This window comes from Actinomadura geliboluensis, from assembly GCF_005889745.1.
Taxonomy (GTDB): Bacteria; Actinomycetota; Actinomycetes; order Streptosporangiales; family Streptosporangiaceae; genus Spirillospora; species Spirillospora geliboluensis.
Genome location: NZ_VCKZ01000163.1, coordinates 1 through 18,223 on the forward strand (window position 1 = coordinate 1; position 18,223 = coordinate 18,223).

Annotated in this window: 15 protein-coding genes; 11 read left to right on the top strand and 4 right to left on the bottom strand. The window is 73.2% G+C overall.

The features are described 5' to 3' along the window. On the bottom strand, positions 1 to 852 hold an 852-nt coding region (locus ETD96_RS21960), incomplete at its 3' end, for a DUF222 domain-containing protein (RefSeq protein WP_138638353.1). 732 nt (positions 853 to 1,584) lie between these two features. Here ETD96_RS21960 and ETD96_RS21965 point away from each other — a divergent pair. Further along, positions 1,585 to 1,881, top strand: a complete 297-nt coding sequence (locus ETD96_RS21965; RefSeq protein ID WP_205719391.1) for a DUF1905 domain-containing protein — start codon at positions 1,585 to 1,587, stop codon at positions 1,879 to 1,881. Between the two features lie 14 nt (positions 1,882 to 1,895). Here the strand turns inward: ETD96_RS21965 and ETD96_RS21970 are convergent, their stop codons facing one another. Further along, positions 1,896 to 3,470: a carboxylesterase/lipase family protein gene (locus ETD96_RS21970; RefSeq protein ID WP_171069167.1), complete on the bottom strand. Its 1,575-nt coding sequence runs from the start codon at positions 3,468 to 3,470 to the stop codon at positions 1,896 to 1,898. Between the two features lie 151 nt (positions 3,471 to 3,621). Between ETD96_RS21970 and ETD96_RS21975 the strand changes: the two genes are divergently transcribed. Together ETD96_RS21975 and ETD96_RS21980 are read left to right on the top strand one after the other, a co-directional pair. Next, positions 3,622 to 4,932, top strand: a complete 1,311-nt coding sequence (locus ETD96_RS21975) for an MFS transporter (protein WP_240808004.1) — start codon at positions 3,622 to 3,624, stop codon at positions 4,930 to 4,932. Continuing rightward, positions 4,929 to 6,695: a glycoside hydrolase family 2 protein gene (locus tag ETD96_RS21980; protein WP_138638355.1), complete on the top strand. Its 1,767-nt coding sequence runs from the start codon at positions 4,929 to 4,931 to the stop codon at positions 6,693 to 6,695. Before ETD96_RS21975 ends, ETD96_RS21980 begins: the two co-directional genes overlap by 4 nt. On the opposite strand, the gene ETD96_RS21985 is transcribed toward ETD96_RS21980, so the two are convergent. Beyond that, positions 6,658 to 7,641: a DUF2804 domain-containing protein gene (locus ETD96_RS21985; protein ID WP_138638356.1), complete on the bottom strand. Its 984-nt coding sequence runs from the start codon at positions 7,639 to 7,641 to the stop codon at positions 6,658 to 6,660. The genes ETD96_RS21980 and ETD96_RS21985 overlap by 38 nt on opposite strands. Before the next feature lie 167 nt (positions 7,642 to 7,808). On the opposite strand from ETD96_RS21985, the gene hpnC reads away from it, so the two are divergent. The 6 genes from hpnC to hpnH are packed head-to-tail and all read left to right on the top strand — an operon-like array spanning position 7,809 to position 14,969. After that, entirely contained in the window at positions 7,809 to 8,672 is an 864-nt protein-coding gene (hpnC, locus tag ETD96_RS21990) for a squalene synthase HpnC (RefSeq protein WP_138638357.1), read from the top strand. Then, complete coding sequence (locus ETD96_RS21995; RefSeq protein ID WP_138638358.1) at positions 8,669 to 9,586, top strand: phytoene/squalene synthase family protein; 918 nt, start codon at positions 8,669 to 8,671, stop codon at positions 9,584 to 9,586. The genes hpnC and ETD96_RS21995 overlap by 4 nt, the downstream gene beginning before the upstream one ends. Further along, a complete protein-coding gene (hpnE, locus tag ETD96_RS22000; RefSeq protein ID WP_240808006.1) occupies positions 9,583 to 10,971 on the top strand; it encodes a hydroxysqualene dehydroxylase HpnE in 1,389 nt (462 codons plus the stop codon). The genes ETD96_RS21995 and hpnE overlap by 4 nt, the downstream gene beginning before the upstream one ends. Continuing rightward, the gene (locus ETD96_RS22005; protein ID WP_138638359.1) at positions 10,968 to 11,993 is read left to right on the top strand and encodes a polyprenyl synthetase family protein; all 1,026 of its coding nucleotides are present in this window, start codon (positions 10,968 to 10,970) and stop codon (positions 11,991 to 11,993) included. Before hpnE ends, ETD96_RS22005 begins: the two co-directional genes overlap by 4 nt. 22 nt (positions 11,994 to 12,015) lie before the next feature. Beyond that, positions 12,016 to 13,965: a squalene--hopene cyclase gene (gene shc, locus ETD96_RS22010; protein WP_138638360.1), complete on the top strand. Its 1,950-nt coding sequence runs from the start codon at positions 12,016 to 12,018 to the stop codon at positions 13,963 to 13,965. Beyond that, entirely contained in the window at positions 13,965 to 14,969 is a 1,005-nt protein-coding gene (gene hpnH / locus ETD96_RS22015) for an adenosyl-hopene transferase HpnH (protein ID WP_138638361.1), read from the top strand. The genes shc and hpnH overlap by 1 nt, the downstream gene beginning before the upstream one ends. 45 nt (positions 14,970 to 15,014) lie before the next feature. Here hpnH and ETD96_RS22020 read toward each other — a convergent pair whose 3' ends face one another. Next, the gene (locus tag ETD96_RS22020) at positions 15,015 to 17,003 is read right to left on the bottom strand and encodes a bifunctional phosphatase PAP2/O-acyltransferase family protein (protein ID WP_171069168.1); all 1,989 of its coding nucleotides are present in this window, start codon (positions 17,001 to 17,003) and stop codon (positions 15,015 to 15,017) included. A 206-nt stretch (positions 17,004 to 17,209) separates the two neighbouring features. Here ETD96_RS22020 and ETD96_RS22025 point away from each other — a divergent pair, with 206 nt between their 5' ends. Both ETD96_RS22025 and ETD96_RS22030 read left to right on the top strand, forming a co-directional pair. Continuing rightward, positions 17,210 to 17,878 carry a PadR family transcriptional regulator gene (locus ETD96_RS22025; RefSeq protein WP_205719392.1) on the top strand — a complete coding sequence of 223 codons (669 nt, stop codon included), beginning with the start codon at positions 17,210 to 17,212 and terminating at the stop codon, positions 17,876 to 17,878. Between the two features lie 2 nt (positions 17,879 to 17,880). Beyond that, positions 17,881 to 18,223: DUF1707 SHOCT-like domain-containing protein (locus ETD96_RS22030; RefSeq protein ID WP_138638364.1), on the top strand; the 343-nt coding region annotated here is incomplete at its 3' end.

The following is an 18,223-nucleotide window of genomic DNA, read 5'->3' on the forward strand; positions in this document are numbered from 1 at the left end:
GAGACAGAGGCGGGGGTCGGTGCAGCTCTGGGTCATGAGTGCGCGGATGGCATCGGGAAGTTCGACCCCTCGCAGGAGTTGAGTGGTCAGGTCGGCACGAATGTTCCTGAGGGGGCGGGGGTCGCCGTCGGTCTTGATGCCGCGCGCGGCGGCGGTGATCTTGTTGTAGATGGCGTGGGCGTCCTCAACGGCAAGGTCGCACAGTGCCAGGTCGGCGGTGCCGGACGGGGTGTCCCACAGTTCCAGGCGCCTGTGCCGGACGGCTTCCCGCTTGCGTTCCTCGACGGCCTCCGGCGCGAGACGCTGGACGATCCTCCTGATGCGGCGGCGGAGTTGCCCGGTGGTCTGGGTGGACGCCTTCTCCAGCGCCGCGTCTTGGACCCGTTGCGCGACCTGCTCGGGAAGGCTGTCGGTCAGGTCGCTGATGACGCGGGCCTTGGCCAGGTCGACCCGTCCGGCCTCCAGTGCGGCACCGGTGTCGGCGAGCGGGCCGGTGAGCTGTTCGGCGAGGTGGACGAGGGTGGCCGAGGCGTTGCTGGTGATCGTGAGGGCGGCGGCGACTTCTTCGGTCACCGAATCGCGGGCCGGCAGGATCCGGTAGTCGGGGTCTCCGTCGGCCTCGGCACGTGCGCGGCGCTGGGTGAGTTCAGCGATGGCGGCCAATTCCCGGGCTTGCGCCCAGGAGGTCTGGCGGCGGGCCGCGGCCGCGACCTGGAGAAGTTCATCGTCGGTCAGATCGGCCAGGCGCTCTTTTCCACCGGACAGGCAGATGGCCAGTTGCGGGCCCGGAGGAAACCACTCCCGGCCTTCCCATTCACGCTGAACACCAACCACTACCGAGGGCGCTGACACCGCGGTTCACCTCCAATCCGAATCCACTCCTCAATTGTAACGCAACCCCGTATTGACATTGACGACATTCTGGACATGCCACCTTGCCATCATTTTTCATTTTCTGCTCTCCGAATCGGGAGGACGCTCCTTGCGGTCGGCGCTCATCCAACGGTCCGCCGCAGGCCGAGCACGGCTTTATCGGAGTGAGGGTGGTTGCTGCGGGTGGACGCCGCTGGTGGGGTTGAGGATTTGTGCCCGAGTGAAAGGCAGGCGCGTGGTTCGCCCGACAAGGACGTCCTAGCCGCCTGCCCTTCTTTCAGGTGCCGCGCGCAGCGCGGCATGGGACAGCAACCACGCACCAAACAGAACGATGAACACCTCTCCCCCAGCCATCGACAGCAACCAACGTGACAGCAACCGGCGGCGACCGAAAGGCGAGCGCCCGCCTTCGGAAGGCCACCGCAACCGCCCACCTACAGCAACCACACAAAAACCGGCAAAAGGAAGACCCCGGCCCTGCACACATCCGGCAGGAAAACGACAGAGGCAAACCGGCAACAGGAGCCTTATCCGCCGCCTCAGCCCCCGCCCTCGCAACACCGACTCAACCTCACTTGCAACCCCCGCGTGACCGCTCCCGCGTCCGGCGAACTGGCAGCAGGGCTTCGAGCAGCGATGAGTTCCGCCGCCCGGGAAGGTCTCCCCTAGGTAGGAGAGAGCCACAGCTCGAACACCCAGAGGAGACGTCCGATGACCACTGCTCAGCCCAAGAGCATGAAGCTCGACAAGGAGTTCACGGCCCGCCTGCAGAAGAGTCCGGCGGAGGGCGGGTGGACGTACGTCGTCTGGCCCGAGTCGGCGGAGTTCTTCCAGACGCGCGGGCTGGTGAAGGTCAAGGGCACCATCGACGGGCACCCGTTCCGGGGTTCGTTCATGGCCCTCGGTGACGGCAACCACAAGCTGGCCGTGAAGGCGGAGATCCGCCGGGCGCTCGGTAAGGACGTCGGTGACGACGTCACCGTCCACCTCACCGAGCGCCTCGGCTAGTCAGCGGGTCGGATTCAGAGGGAGTTCCAGAAGGAGCAGTTGCCGTTCTGGGCAGTGTCGGTCGGGTGGATGCCGCCGTTGCCGGGCGCCAGCGACAGGACGTCGTCCGGCGAGCGGTAGCGCGGCCACTGCGGGGCCTGGCGCGCCTGCGGCCTGCCGTCGTGCGCGAAGGACGTCCAGTAGCCGACCATCGCGTCGGAGAGCCCGGCCTGCGCGGGGTTCAGCTCGCCGAACAACCCTGGGAACAGGTACGTCAGCTCGCTGGCATGCGCGGCGCCCTCCTCGAAGCCCGGGACGTCGAGCAGCGGAGGAGCCGTGCGGTCGGCGAACTGGTACGCGTACACGGGCACGCCGGCGCGCTTGAGCTGCCGGAACGCGTCCTGGTGCGCGCAGGGCGAGAGGATCTCGTTGGAGTCCGTCTGCACCGCGGCCAGCGCGAGCCTGGGGTCGGAGTAGGCCGACGCCGGGTAGCGCGCCAGTACCGCGTCGGCGGCGGCGCCGTAGGTGGAGCGGACGATGTCCTCGTACTCCGCGGCGGTGATGGGGTTCGGGTAGCCGAGCGAGACGAACAGGCGCCATTCGTCCAGGGTGTTGCCGTGCATGACGGGCATCCGGTTGAAGCGGCCCTGGGCGATGGCCTGCTCGGGTTGCAGCGGCAGGACGCGGTCGCCGCCCGCGACGGGCCCGACGTTCAGGGCCTTGGCCTCGAAGGTCTCCAGCAGCGTCTTGACGTCCGTCGCGCGCAGGCACGCGGCGTCGGCGGCGGGCGAGCCCTTGTCGCAGCCCACGGCCTCCGCGAGCGTCGCTCCCTCGTCCTCGGCCGAGGCTTCGGTGCGCGCGGGCGCGATGCAGGTGTAGCTCTGCGCGATGACCTTATGGAACAGGCCCGCCGCGGTGGGCGAGGCGAGGTTGGCGCAGGCGTCCTGCGCGCCGGCGGACTCGCCGAACACCGTCACGTTCCGGGGGTCGCCGCCGAAGGCCCCGGCGTTGCGCTGCACCCAGCGCAGGGCCGCCTGCTGGTCGAGCAGGCCGTAGTTGCCGGCCTGGGAGCGGCGGTCGGCGCCGGTCTCCAGGCCCTGGTGCGCGAGCCAGCCGAACGGGCCGAGGCGGTAGTTGACGGTGACCACGACGACGTCGCCGTCCGTGGCGAGCTTGGCGGCGTCGTAGATGCTCCCGGCGCCGGTCACGTTGCCGCCGCCGTGCACCCACACCATGACGGGCAGGCGCCGGTTCTTGCGCGCGCTGTCCGGTGTGGTGACGTTCAGGTAGAGGCAGTCCTCGGCGTAGGACGTCGGGCCGCCGTAGGGCGCGGGGAGTTGCGCGCACTGGTCGCGCGGGGTGGTCGCGTCGTAGACGCCCTGCCACGCGCGCGCCGGCTGCGGCGGCCTCCAGCGCAGGTTCCCGGTCGGCGGCGCGGCGAACGGGATGCCCTGGAAGAGCCGGTACCCGTCCGCTAACTGGCCCCGCACCGGTCCGAGGTCGGTGCGGACGACGGCGGACGTATCACGCCCGCCCTGCTGGGCCGCGGCCGGAACCGCCCCGGTCAGGGCGAGGGCGGACGCGAGCAGTGGGATGGCGATGAGCCTCAAAGGGTCCCCTTTCCATGCGGCGTTCGTCGGACGCCCCCGATCCCCCGATCCCGATCTTGTGCTTGAGATCACATGAGAACCCGGTTCGCGGACGGATGCAAGAGGTCCCGGGCGACGAACGTCCGGTAAGTGAGCCTTGTACTGTTCGGGCGTGACAACGGGTGACAACGCGCCGCTCGGGCGGCGGCTCTGGACGATGCTGGTCCTGCTCGGCTTCGTCGGGCAGCTCGCCTGGACCGTCGAGAACATGTACCTCAACGTGTTCGTCTACGACACGATCAGCGGGAACCCCGACGTGATCGCGGCGATGGTGGCGGCGAGCGCGGTGGCGGCCACGGTCGCGACGCTGGCGATCGGCGCACTGTCGGACCGGCTCGGCCGCCGGCGCGCCTTCATCGCCGCCGGGTACGTGGTGTGGGGGCTGTCCACGGCGGCGTTCGGGCTGGTCAGCGTGGACACGGTCGCGGAGGTCGCGCCGTTCGCGGACGCGGTCGTGGTCGCGGTGGTCACCGTCGTCGTCCTCGACTGCGTCATGTCGTTCCTCGGGTCGGGCGCCAACGACGCGAGCTTCCAGGCGTGGGTGACGGACGTGACCCGGACGGAGAACCGGGGCCGCGTCGAGTCCGTCCTGGCCGTGATGCCGCTGATGTCGATGCTGGTGGTCTTCGGCGGGTTCGACTGGATGACGCGGGACGGCCGGTGGTCGCTGTTCTTCCTCGTCATCGGCCTGATCATCGCGGCGGTCGGCGTCCTGGCGTGGGCGTTCGTCCGGGACCGCCCGGTGGAGCGGCAGGAGGGCGGCTACCTCGGCGCGCTCGTGCACGGGCTGCGGCCGTCGGCGATGCGCGCGAACCCCGGGCTGTACCTGGCGCTGTCCGCGTGGTGCGTGTGGGGGATCTCCACGCAGGTGTTCCTGCCCTACCTGATCATCTACCTGGAGCGGTACCTGGACATCGACGGCTACGCGCTGGTGCTCGCCGTCGTGCTCACCGGCGCGTCGGCGGCCAGCGTGCTGGCCGGGCGGTTCATCGACCGGATCGGGAAGGCGCGGTTCCTCGCGCCCGCGGTCGCGGTGTACGCGGCGGGGCTGCTGCTGATGCCGCTCGCGCGCGGCATGGTCCCCGTGATCGGCGCGGGGCTGGTGCTGATGTCGGGGTTCATGCTGGTGCTGGCCCCGGTCGGCGCGCTCGTCCGGGACTACACGCCGCCGGGGCGGGCCGGGCACGTGCAGGGCCTGCGGATGGTGTTCGCCATCCTCATCCCTATGATCATCGGGCCGGCCCTCGGCGCCGCCGTCATCAAGGGCGCGGACGAGCGCTACGAGGACCTGGGCGTGCTCAAGCACGTCCCGACGCCCGCCGTCTTCCTGGCGGCGGCCGCGGTCCTGGTGCTGATCGTCCCGCCGGTGCTGGCGCTGCGCCGCCGGGACGCGCGCACGCCGGACGAGGAGGCCGTGGGATGACGCTGCTCACCAGGTGGGGCAGGACGCTGGATCCGGACGCGGTGCTGCCGGAGTACCCGCGGCCGCAACTCGTCCGCGAGAGCCACCTCAACCTCAACGGGCGCTGGGAGTACTCGTTCGACGACACGTCCCCGGAGGGGCCGGAGGAGTACGACGGCGAGATCCTCGTCCCGTTCTCGCCGGAGTCGCCGCTGTCGGGGGTCGGCCGGCAGCTGCTCCCGCACGAGACGCTCTGGTACCGGCGGGACGTCCGGCTGCCGGAGGGGTTCCGTCCCGACGGGCACCGGGTCCTGCTGCACTTCGGCGCCGTCGACCAGACCTGCCGGGTGACGGTCAACGGCCGGGAGGCGGGCCGGCACGAGGGCGGCTACCTCCCGTTCTTCTTCGACATCACCGACCTCCTGGAGGACGGCGCCGGAACCCTCGTGGTGGAGGTCCAGGACCCGTCCGACGCCGGGGACCGGGGCTGGGGCAAGCAGAGCCTCAAGCGGGGCGGCATCTGGTACACGGCCCAGTCCGGCATCTGGCAGACGGTGTGGATCGAGTGCGTGCCGGAGGTGCACGTCGAGCGGCTGACGCTCGTCCCGCATCTGGACGAGGCGTGCGTCGAGGTCACGGTGCACGCGAGCACCGGCGACACGGCCCGGATCGAGGTCAGCGCGGACGGCGAGGTCGTCGCACGCGCCGAGGCGCCGGCCGGGGAGCCGGTGCGGATCGGCATTCCGGACGTCCGCCCCTGGAGCCCCGAAGACCCCTTCCTCTACGACGTCACCGTCGAACTCGGCACGGACCGTGTCGAGAGCTATGTCGGGATGCGGTCGTTCGGCGTCGGCCCGGACGAGGCGGGCGTCCCCCGGCTGCTGCTGAACGGGCGCCCGTACTTCCACGCGGGCGTCCTGGACCAGGGCTACTGGCCGGACGGCATGTACACGGCGCCGTCCGACGAGGCGCTGGTGCACGACGTCGCGACGATGAAGCGGCTCGGCTTCACCATGCTCCGCAAGCACATCAAGGTGGAGCCGCTGCGCTGGTACTACCACTGCGACCGGCTCGGCATCCTGGTGTGGCAGGACATGGTGAACGGCGGCGGCCCGTACCGCCGCGAGGTCGTGACGGCGCCGGCCGTGCTGCCGCTGCGCCTCGACGACCGCAGGCACAAGCGTTTCGGACGCGCCGACGCCGGCTCCCGCGCGCGCTTCCGCGAGGAGACGCGGGAGACGATCGAGCACCTGCGCAACGTGGTGAGCATCGCCGTCTGGGTGCCGTTCAACGAGGGCTGGGGGCAGTTCGACGCGGCGGACGTCGCCGCCGAGGTGCGGGCGCTCGACCCGACGCGGACCATCGACCACGCCAGCGGATGGCACGACCAGGGCGCCGGGGACCTGCGCAGCCTGCACGTGTACTTCCGCAAGTTCCGCGTCCCGCGCCGCAGGGACGCCCGCGTCCTCGTCCTGTCCGAATACGGCGGATACAACCTGCGGGTGGACGGCCACGCCTTCAACGACAAGGACTTCGGCTACAAGCGCTACGACTCCCCCGCCCGGCTCGGCGCCGCGTTCGCGCGGCTGCACGCGCGGCAGATCGCCCCGGCGGTGCCGCGCGGGCTCAGCGCGACCGTCTACACGCAGCTCTCCGACGTGGAGGACGAGCTGAACGGCCTCCTCACCTACGACCGCGAGGTGTGCAAGCTCCCCGAGGACCTCGTGCGCTCGGTGAACGCGCGCCTCACCAGCGCTGCCGGGCCTCCTCCGCCCACCCGGTGAGGCCGTCGACGCCGACCCACGCGCCGTCGTCGGCCTGGACGCGCCCGGTGAAGTGCCCGAAGCACTGGTGGGTCTCGGTGCCGACGACGCCGAGCTCGGTGCGGGCGACCTTCTCGTGGAAGGGGCGGAACTCCACCTCGACGCGCCGCCCGGTAATCGTCCACGGGCGCATCCAGTCGGACGTGTCGTAGGTCCAGGTCAGCTCTTCGCCGATCTTGTGGAGCCGGCCGTCCACGAACACGGCGTTCTCCGTCATGCCGGTGCCGTCGGTCCACTTGCCGCCGAACTGCAGCGCGAGGCCGGGGCCGCTCGCCGCGGCCCAGTTCCACGTCATCCGGTACGGCCACTTGCCGCGCCCGTGGTCGAGGACGGCGAACGCGCCCTCGCCGATCTCGTACTCCCCCGACGGCAGCACCAGCCGCCCCCGCACCGGGCGCCCGACGTCCTTCACCGTGTACTGGAAGCGCTTCGGCCCCCACGGGATCACCACGCCGAGCGACTCGTGCCCGTCCGGCAGCGGGACCTCGACGTCGAGATCGACCAGGCCCGGCACCAGCGCCCGCACCCGCGACCCCGACGGGCGCTGCCGGACGCCGACCGCCGCTCCCCCGCCCCGCACGGACGCCTCGCCCTCGCCGCTGCGGTCGGGGAACACGGCGCCGCGCGCGAGCGGCACCACCGCGTCCTTCGCGGTCTCCTCGCCGGTCTCGCGGTCGAGCACCCACACGCCGTGCACCCCGGCGTAGTCGAGCGAGGAGGCCACCAGCCCGATGATGTGCCGGGGCGTGACGATCCCCCAGTACTCCCAGCGCTTCACCCGGCCCCACCCGCGCAGGTTCGCGCGGTGCAGGGGGCGCCGCGTCCAACCGACCGCCTCCGGGTTCAGCCGGCCGTCCGGCAGGCACAGGTCGACGGGGGCGGTGATCTCGCGTTCGTGGGTCGCCATTCCCCGAGCCTACTGATCACCGGTCCCGCCGCTCACCGGGGAACGTCCTGTTCAATGGCGTCGGCGCCGCGCCCCCTGCAACGGTCCAGGGCACACCGCGCAGCGTTTAAATAAGTCCATACCTTGGCCAGAGTTTCTCTCGTGCCGTCCCGGTCGATCTCTCCAAGGTGATCATTGAACCGCTCTGGAGCGTCGAGGAGCACGATCGCGCGCTGGACCGGCTCGCGGCCCGGGAGAACTTCCCGGTGGCCGCGCGGCTGCTGCCCGCCCGGCACCGGGCCGGCCTGCGGGCCGTCTACGGTTACGCGCGGCTCGTCGACGACATCGGCGACGAGGCGCCGCCCGAGCAGCGGGCCAAGCTCCTCGACCTCGTGGACGACGACCTGGACCGCGTGTTCGCCGGGCGGACGCCGAACCTGCCGCAGTTAAGGCGGCTGGCCGGGGCGGTGCACGCGCACCGGATCCCGGAGGCGCCGTTCCGCGACCTGGTCCGGGCGAACCGGCAGGACCAGGTCGTCCACCGGTACGAGACGTTCGATGAGCTGGCCGGGTACTGCGCGCTGTCGGCCGCGCCGGTGGGCCGCATCGTCCTGCACCTGTTCCGCGCGCACCGGCCCGCGCTGGAGGCGGCGTCCGACGACGTGTGCACCGCGCTGCAGGTCATCGAGCACTGCCAGGACGCCGGCCAGGACTACCGGGACGGGCGGATCTACCTGCCCGCCGCGGACCTGCGCCGGTTCGGCTGCGCCGAGGAGGACCTGGCCCGCGCGGCGACGCCGACGCGGCTGCGCGGCGTGCTGGCGCTCCAGGCGGGCCGCGCGGCCGAACTGCTGGACCGGGGCGCGCCGCCGCTCATGGCGGGCCTGACCGGATGGGGGCGGATCGCGGTCGCCGGCTACATCGCCGGGGGGCGCGCGGCGCTGGCAGCGCTGGCGCGCGGGCGCTACGACGTCCTCGCCCGGCGGCTGCGCCCGCGGCACGCCGCGCTGCCCGCCGGCTGGGCGCGGGTTCTCAGAGGGAGTGTGCGATGACGGTTTCGGAGACGTGCGAGGGTTCCGAGCGGGTGGTGGAGGCGTACCGGCACTGCGAGCGCGTGGTGCGGGAGGAGGCCCGCAACTTCTCCTACGGGATCCGGCTGATGCCCGCGCCGAAGCGGCGCGCGATGAGCGCGATCTACGCGTTCGCGCGCGGCATCGACGACATCGGGGACGGCCCGGAGCCGGCGTGCGTGCGGCTCGACCTGCTGGACCGGTCGCGGCGGCGGCTGCTGACCGTCGAGGAGGTGGTGCGGCGCCGCGCGGACGTCCGGGCGCTGGAGGGGCATCCGGTGCTGACCGCGCTGGCGGACGCGGCGGGCCGCTACCCGATCCCGCTCGCCGCGTTCGACGAGCTGATCGACGGCTGCGAGAACGACGTGCGCGGCGCCGACTACGACACCTTCGACGACCTGCTGCGGTACTGCCAGCGGGTCGCCGGAACGGTCGGCCGGCTGTCGCTCGGGGTGTTCGGGTCGGACGGCCGGCAGCGGGCGGAGGGCCTCGCCGACTCGCTCGGCGTCGCGCTCCAGCTCACCAACATCCTGCGCGACCTGCGCGAGGACCGGCTGGCCGGGCGCACCTACATCCCGAGGGAGGACCTGGTCCGGTTCGGCTGCACGCTGGAGCTGGACGAGTCGGGCGCCTTCATCGACCCGCCGTGGCGGCTGAACAAGCTGGTCGGCTTCCAGGCGGAGCGGGCGCGCGCCTGGTACGCGGAGGGGCTGCGGCTGCTGCCGCTGCTGGACCGGCGCAGCGCCGCGTGCACGGCGGCGATGGCCGGCATCTACCGGCGGCTGCTGGAGAGCATCGCGGCGCGCCCGGCGATCGCACTGGACAGACGGGTCTCGCTGCCGACCTGGCAGAAGGCCGTCGTGGCGGCGCGCGCGCTGTCGGGGGTGGAGCGGTGAGCGTGGTCATCGTGGGCGGCGGGCTCGCAGGTATCAGCGCCGCCATAGCGCTCCAGGAGTCGGGCGTGCCGGTCACGCTCGTGGAGTCCCGGCCGTGGCTGGGCGGCGCGACGCACTCGTTCGCGCGCGGCGAGCTGAGCGTCGACAACGGGCAGCACGTGTTCCTGCGGTGCTGCACCGCGTACCAGGGGCTGCTGCGCAGGCTGCGCGCCGACCACCTGGTGGAGGTGCAGGAGCGCTTCGACGTCCCCGTCCTGCGGCCGGGCGCGAAGGCGGCGCGGCTGCGGCGGGCGAACCTGCCGAGCCCGCTGCACCTGCTGCCCGCGCTGGCCCGGTACTCGCCGCTGGCGCCCGCCGACCGGGCGCGGGCGGTGCGCGCCGCGCTGGCGCTGGGCCGGCTGGACCCCGCCGACCCGGCGCTCGACACGATGGCGGCCGGAACGTGGCTGGCCGAGCACGGGCAGCGGACCTGGGCGCGCAACGCGCTGTGGGGGCTGTTCATCACCGCCGCGCTCAACGCCGAGGTGGACGAGGCGGCGCTCGGCCTGTCGGCGATGGTGTGCAAGCGGGCGCTGCTGAGCCGCGCCGACGCCGCCGACATCGGGGTGCCGCTCGTCCCGCTGGAGGAGCTGCACGGCGGGCCGGCGCTGCGGCGCATCGCGGAGATGGGCGGCACCGTCCGGCTGAAGGCGAAGGTCGAGGCCGTCACCACCGACCCGAAGGTGGTGGTGGACGGCGTGCCGATCGCCGCCGACGCGGTGATCATGGCGGTGCCGCACGAGGCGGCGGCGCGGCTGCTGCCCGCGCAGGCGCTGCCGGACCCGCTGCGCTGGCCCGAGCTGGACGCCAGCCCCATCGTGAACGTGCACGTCGTCTACGACCGGAAGGTCATGGACGCGCCGTTCGCCGCCGCCGTCGCCTCGCCCGTCCAGTGGGTGTTCGACCGGACGGCGGTCAGCGGGCTGCGCCGCGGCCAGTACCTGGCGGTGTCGCTGTCGGCCGCCGACCGCTGGGTCGACCTGCCGACCGCCGAACTGCGCGCCCGGTTCGTCCCGGAGCTGCGGCGGCTGCTGCCGGCCGCGCGCGGCGCCGCCGTCCGGGAGCTGTTCGTGACGCGGGAGCGGCGGGCGACGTTCCGGCAGCGCCCCGGCACCGCGGCGGCCCGGCCGGGCGCGGTCACGCGCACGCCGGGGCTGTTCCTCGCCGGCGCGTGGACCGACACGGGCTGGCCCGACACGATGGAGGGCGCGGTCCGCAGCGGCCTGACCGCCGCGCGGCTGGTCCGCCGCCACCTGGCGGGGCTGCCGGACCGGGCGGCGCGCACGCCCGCCGACCTCCAGCCGATCCCGATCCGTCGCCACCTGGAGGAGGTGAGGGGCCGGTGACCGCTGTTCCGGTCTCGATGACCGATGTACGCGAGCTGGTCGACGGGGCGCTGCGCGCCGCCGTCGGCCGGCTCGATCCGCGCACCTACCGCGTCGCGGCCTACCACCTGGGCTGGACGGACGAGGAGGGGCATCCGCGCAAGGCGCCCGCCGGCAAGGCGCTGCGCCCGGCGCTCGCGCTGCTGTCGGCGCGCGCCGCGGTGGCGCCGCCGGAGAGCGCCCTGCCGGGCGCCGTCGCGGTGGAGCTGACCCACGCGTTCTCGCTCCTGCACGACGACATCATGGACGGCGACCGCACGCGCAGGCACCGCCCGGCGGCGTGGACGGTGTTCGGCGAGGCGTCCGCGATCCTCACCGGTGACGCGCTCCTCGCCCTCGCCGGCGAGGTGCTGCTGGAGGCGCCGGGGCAGGGCTCGGCGCGGGCGGCGCGCGCGCTGTCCACCGCCACCCGCCGCCTCATCGCCGGCCAGTCGCTCGACATGGACTTCGAGAGCCGCCGCCAGGTCGGCGTGGACGAGTGCGTCGCCATGGCGTCCGACAAGACCGCCGCGCTGCTGGCGTGCTCCTGCTCGATCGGCGCTGTCCTCGACGACGCGCCCAGGCCGCTCACGGAGGCGCTGGAGGCGTTCGGCACCGACCTCGGCATCGCGTTCCAGCTCGCCGACGACCTGCTCGGCATCTGGGGCGACCCCGCGACCACCGGGAAGCCGGCCATGTCGGACCTGCGGTCCCGCAAGATGTCGCTGCCGGTCGTGGCCGCGCTGAACTCCGGCACGCCGGAGGGCGCGAAGCTCGCCGCGCTGTACGCGCGGCCCGGGCCGCGGGAGCAGGAGCCGGCGGAGTCCGAGCTCGCGGAGGCCGCCGCGCTGGTCGAGGCGGCGGGCGGGCGCGCGTGGGCCGAGCTCGAGGCCGAGAGCCGCGTCCAGCGCGCCGCCGAGCACCTGCTGGCGGCCCGGATGCCGGACTCCGCCCGCACCGAGTTCCTCCGCATCGCCGACTTCGTCACCCGCCGGGACCACTGAGAGATCCGGGATCAGATCACCGATGACAACGCTGGAAACGCCGGAGACCCCGGAGGCCGCCGGAACCCGGACCGCCGCCGAGGCGCTGGACGCCGCCCGCGACCACCTGCTGCTGCTCCAGTCCCCGGAGGGCTGGTGGAAGGGCGAGCTGCAGACCAACGTCACGATGGACGCCGAGGACCTGCTGCTGCGCGAGTTCCTCGGCGTCCGCACCGACGAGGACACCGTCGAGGCGGCCCGCTGGATCCGCTCGCAGCAGGCCCCCGACGGGACGTGGGCGAACTTCCACGACGGCCCGCCCGACCTGTCCACGACCGTCGAGGCGTACGTGGCGCTGCGGCTCGCCGGAGACCCGCCGGACGCGGGCCACATGATCCGCGCCGCCGCCTACGTCCGCGGCGAGGGCGGCGTCCCGGCGACGCGCGTGTTCACCCGGTTCTGGCTCGCGATGTTCGGCCACTGGTCCTGGGACGAGCTGCCCGTGGTCCCGCCGGAGATGCTGTTCCTGCCGCGCTGGTTCCCGCTGAACGTGTACGACTTCGCGTGCTGGGCGCGGCAGACGATCGTCCCGCTGACGGTGGTGGGGGCGCTGCGTCCCGTCCGGCCGCTGCCGTTCGGGCTGGACGAGCTCGTCCCCGACTACGACGTCCCGGAGCCGAGGCGGCGCCGCCTGCCCGGCTGGGGCGAGGCGTTCGGCGCGCTCGACAAGGCCCTGCACGTCTACCAGCGGCACGCCCACCGGCGGCGCCCGCTGAAGGGCGTGCGGGAGGCGGCGCTGCGCCGCGCCGCGGAGTGGATCATCGCGCGGCAGGAGCGGGACGGCTCGTGGGGCGGCATCCAGCCGCCGTGGGTGTACTCGCTGATCGCGCTGCACCTGCTCGGCTACGGCCTCGACCACCCGGTCGTGCGGCGCGGCCTGGACGGCCTCGAACGGTTCACGATCCGGGACGAGCGGGGGCGCCGCCTTGAGGCGTGCCAGTCCCCCGTCTGGGACACCGTCCTCGCGATGAACGCGCTCGCCGACGCGGGCCTGCCCGCCGGGCACCCGGCGCTGGAGCGGGCCGCCGAGTGGGTGCTCGGCGAGGAGGTGCGCGGGCCGGGCGACTGGTCGGTGCGCCGCCCCGGCCTGCCGCCGGGCGGCTGGGCGTTCGAGTTCGACAACGACGTCTACCCCGACGTGGACGACACCGCCGAGGCCGTGATCGCGCTGAACCGCGTCCGGCACCCGGCCGCCGAGCCGGCGATCGAGCGGGGCGTCCGCTGGATGGCCGGGATGGTCTCGCGGGACGGCGGGTTCGGCGCGTTCGACGCCGACAACACCCGGACGCTGTGCCGCAGGCTGCCGTTCTGCGACTTCGGCGAGGTCATCGACCCGCCGTCCGCCGACGTCACCGCGCACGTCGTGGAGGCGCTCGCGCACCGCGGCATGGCCGACTCGCTGCTCGCCAAGCGGGCCGTCGTGTGGCTGCTGAAGGCGCAGGAGCCCGACGGGTCGTGGTTCGGCCGGTGGGGCGCCAACCACGTGTACGGGACGGGCGCCGTCGTGCCGGCGCTGATCGCGGCGGGTGTCCGGCCGGAGAAGCCGGCGATCCGGGACGCGGTCGGCTGGCTGGAGCGCCACCAGCGCGACGACGGCGGCTGGGGCGAGGACCTGCGCTCCTACCGGGACCGGTCCTGGGTCGGGCACGGGGCGTCGACCCCGTCGCAGACGGCGTGGGCGCTGCTGGCGCTGCTGGCCGCCGGCGAGCGCGGCCCGGCCGTCGAGGGCGGCGTCCGCTGGCTCGCCGAGCACCAGCGCCCGGACGGGACGTGGGACGAGGACCACTTCACCGGCACCGGGTTCCCCGGCGACTTCTACATCAACTACCACCTGTACCGGCTGGTGTTCCCGCTGTCCGCGCTGGGCCGGTACCTGGGTGCCGGCGCCGCCGCGCCCGGCGGGCCCGGCGGCGGGTCGAAGGAGGCGTTCTGATGGCGATGCCACTGCGGCAGAGCCTGCGCGTCGGCGGGTACGTCCTGCGCAACAAGCTGGCCGGGCGGGAGAAGTACCCGCTGATCATGGAGCTGGAGCCGCTGTACGCGTGCAACCTGGCCTGCGCGGGCTGCGGGAAGATCCAGCATCCGGCGGACGTGCTGAAGCAGCGGATGCCCGTCGAGCAGGCGCTCGCGGCCGTCCGCGAGTGCGGGGCGCCGATGGTGTCGATCGCGGGCGGCGAGCCGCTGATGCACCCGAAGATCGGCGAGCTGGTCGCCGAGCTGGTCAAGATGCGCCGGTACGTGTTCCTGTGCACGAACGCGGCGCTGATCCCGAAGAAGATCGACCAGTTCCGTCCGTCGCGGTACTTCGCGTGGGCGGTGCACATCGACGGGCTGCGCGAGCGGCACGACGCGTCCGTCTGCAAGGAGGGCGTGTTCGACCAGGCGGTCGAGGCGGTCCGGATGTGCCAGGAGCGCGGGTTCCGGGTCACGACGAACACGACCGTGTTCAACACCGACACCCCGCAGACGGTCATCGACGTCCTCGACTACCTGAACGACGACCTGCGCGTCGACCAGATGATGATCTCGCCGGCGTACGCCTACGAGAAGGCGCCCGACCAGGAGCACTTCCTCGGCGTCCAGGAGACCCGGAGCCTGTTCGCGAAGGCGTTCGCGGACGGGCGCCGGCGGCGCTGGCGGTTCAACCACTCGCCGCTGTTCCTGGACTTCCTGGAGGGCAAGGCCGACTTCCGCTGCACGGCGTGGGCGATCCCGTCGTACTCGCTCAAGGGCTGGCAGCGGCCCTGCTACCTGATGGACGACGGCTACTGCGACACCTACCAGGAGCTGCTCGACACCACCGACTGGGACGCCTACGGCCGGGGCCGCGACGACCGGTGCGCGAACTGCATGGCGCACTGCGGCTACGAGCCGACGGCGGTGTTCGCGACGATGGGGTCGCTGAAGGAGTCGCTGCGCGCGATGCGCAGCGTGTGACGCGGGCGGCCCCCGTCACTCCAGATCCCGTCCTCTGGATCGGCGTCACTCCGGGCCGTCGCGCAGCTCCTCGATGACGTCGCGGACGGCGTCCATCAGGGCGTCGGCGTCGTCCGCCAGGCCGGGGTCGACGGAGAGGCCGAAGCACAGCTCGCGGTCGACGCCGAGCGCGGCGATCGCGAGCGGCGCGCCCGGCGCCAGCGGGACGATCGGGTACACGGCGGTGAGCGGGGCGCCAGCCAGCCGCAGCGCCTTGTCGGGGCCGGGGAGGCTCGACACGGTGCCCTGGAGGAAGCGCCCGCTGTAGGACATGCGGGCGAACCGGCCGTGCAACGGCGCCGGCATGACGCGGCCCGCCTGCCACATCACGAACCAGGCGGCCTGCGCGCGGGTGCCGGAGCGCAGCACGCGGCTGCGCTCGGCGATCAGGGCGAGCCGGTCGGGCTCGGCCATCTTCCCGACCGGCAGGTCGACCATGACGGCCGTGGTGTGGTTGCCGACCATCGCGCTGCCGGGCGGCCGCATCATGAGCGGCACGGCGACGCGGCAGGTGTCGGGGCGCCCGTCCTCCTCGCTGACGACCCGGTTCAGCGCGCCCGCGACCGCGCACAGCACCACGTCGGTCACGCGCGCGTCGTAGCGGCGGCCGACGTCCCGGACCTGGGCGAGCGGGAGCGACATGCTGCCGAAGCGGCGCTCGGACGTCCCGGCGGCGGGCAGCGGCTCCGGCCTGGTCACGGCGGAGGCGAGCTGCCCGAGCCCCGCCACCGTCGCGAGCGCCTTCTGCAGCGGCTTGCGCGGGAACCGGGCGCCGAGGTTGTCGGGCGGCGGCTCCATCAGGTACATCGCCTGCGCGACGATGCCGACGCCGTCGGCGACGACGTGGTGCATCAGGTACACGACGGCGGTGCGGCCGGGCTCGGCGCCCTTCATCACGACCATCCGCCACGGCGGCCGGTCGAGCGGCAGCAGCTCCGCCTGGAGCTCGGCGACGGCGGCGCGCAGGCCCGCCATGCCGTCGACCTCCCGCTCGGCGACGTGCCACTCCCAGTCGACGGGGTCGTGGTCGCGCCAGACGGGTCGGCGCCACCGGCCGCGGCGGACGAGCCGCTGCCGGAAGCGGGGCAGCCCGTCCAGCCGCTCCCGGATGACCCGGACGAGGTCCTCGCGCCCGACCTCGCCCTTCGAGGTGTCGAGCATGATGACGCCGCCGGCCTGCTGCGGCGCGGCGGGCGTCTCCACGGCGAGGAAGAAGGCGTCCGGCCCCTGGATGCGGGCGGACGGCCGGTGCGGGTGGGCGATGCGCTCGGCGATGTACACGGAGACCACCACGAAGGGGACGGCGGCCACCGCGTCCACGATGAAGTGGTTCGCGGTCGCCAGGATGACGTAGAGCGTAAGGAGGATGTGACCGAGGTTCAACCACTGCACCCACCGCTTCGCCTTCACGCGGGCGAGCTCGACGCCGACCCACAGCGTCCAGCCCATGTGCAGGGACGGGACGGCGGCGAGCTGGTCGGCGTGGCGCACCATCGGCGAGCCCCACGACCCCCAGGTGCGGCCCTCGGAGACGGTGTCGATGAACCCGAGGTCGGGCATCAGCCGCGGCGGCATCACCGGATAGAGGGCGAAGCAGGCCAGTGCCGCGAGGTTGAGCAGGACGAAGGCGTTGCGGGCCGTCCGGTAGCGGTCGGGGTGGCGCAGGAATAACCAGACGAGCAGCGCCAGCGCGCTCCCGATGTAGGTGACCGCGTACTCGTAGTTGGCGAGCAGGCGCAGCGCCGACTGGTCGGCCAGCCAGCCGTTGAGGGCGGGTTCGATGTCGAGGTGCAGGGCCCGCTCCAGCCGGAAGAGCATCTCCCCGTGGGCGCGGGCGGGGCCCGTCCTGGCCTGCTCCGGCAGCATCGTGACCAGCGAGTACACGGTGAAGAGCGCCAGGCCGAGCAGCAGCTCGTTCCTGGCGCGGGGTCGGGGTGCCGCGGCGTCCGGTGTGCCGACCGCGCCGGGCGCGGTCACCGCCTCGTGTGTGCCCATCGTCCCCCTCGGCCGGGTGGTACCCAAGATTCGCGGAATCAGACGGCAGTGGCCGGTATCGGGGATCATGCCCGGTTCGCCTTCGGCGAAAGCGTGTCCGCCCCGCGGAAATATCCGGGAACACTCTGGCTCAGCGAAACGTCTACGATATATCGTTGTCGTATCGCGAGGGATCAGAGAGTGATCTCAGAAGGTGGTGTCAGAACATGGGACACATGCACGGACACGGCCCGTGGGGGCGCGGTGAGTTCCCGAACTTCGGCGCGCTGTTCGGCGGCGCCCCGTGGGGGCCCGGGCCGTTCGGCGGCCACGGCCCCGGCCCGCGCCCGCCGTGGGCGCGCGGGCGCGGCGGCCCGTGGGGCCGGGGCGGCAAGGCGCGCAAGGGGAACGTCCGCGCGGCGATCCTCGTGCTGCTGGCCGAGGAGCCGCGCAACGGCTACCAGATCATCCAGGAGATCAACGAGCGCAGCGGCGGCGCGTGGAAGCCGAGCCCCGGCGCGGTCTACCCGGCGCTCCAGCAGCTCGCCGACGAGGGCCTGATCGCCGGGGACGAGAGCGGCGGCCGCCGCACCTTCCGCCTCACCGACGAGGGCCGCGCCTACACCGAGGAGAACGCCGACCGGCTCGCCGAGCCCTGGGCGGAGATGACGCCCGACTTCGGCGAGGGCGTCCCCGAGCTGTTCAAGCAGGCCGCGCAGACGGGCGCCGCGGTGATGCAGATCGTCCACTCCGGGTCGTCCGCCCAGGTCGCCCAGGCCACGGAGGTGCTCGCGGACGCGCGCCGCGGCCTGTACCGCATCCTGGCCGACGACCTCGACGCCCGGGACGACGCCGCCGACGACGACCCGGGGCCGACGGCCGCGGGCGGGGAGTAGCCATGGCACGCCACGACGAGATCCGCGTCGGCGACGCCGAGCGCGACGCGGTCATGGTCGCCCTGCACGACCACTTCGCCGCCGGCCGGCTGGACCGCGGCGAGCTGGACGAGCGGCTGGACACCGCGCTGACCGCCAAGACGCGCGGCGACCTGCGCACCCTGGTCGAGGACCTGCCGGCGCCGACCGGCCTCCCCGAGCCCGAGAAGGGCGCGGGCCCCGGCGCGCCGCTCGCCTTCCCCGGCCTCCTGCAGCAGTTCGATCGGGGTTGGGTAGCAGCAGGTCGGACCGCTGCAGCGCGCCGACCGCGCCGACCGCGCCGTGCATGCCGGGCATGCCGTGAAC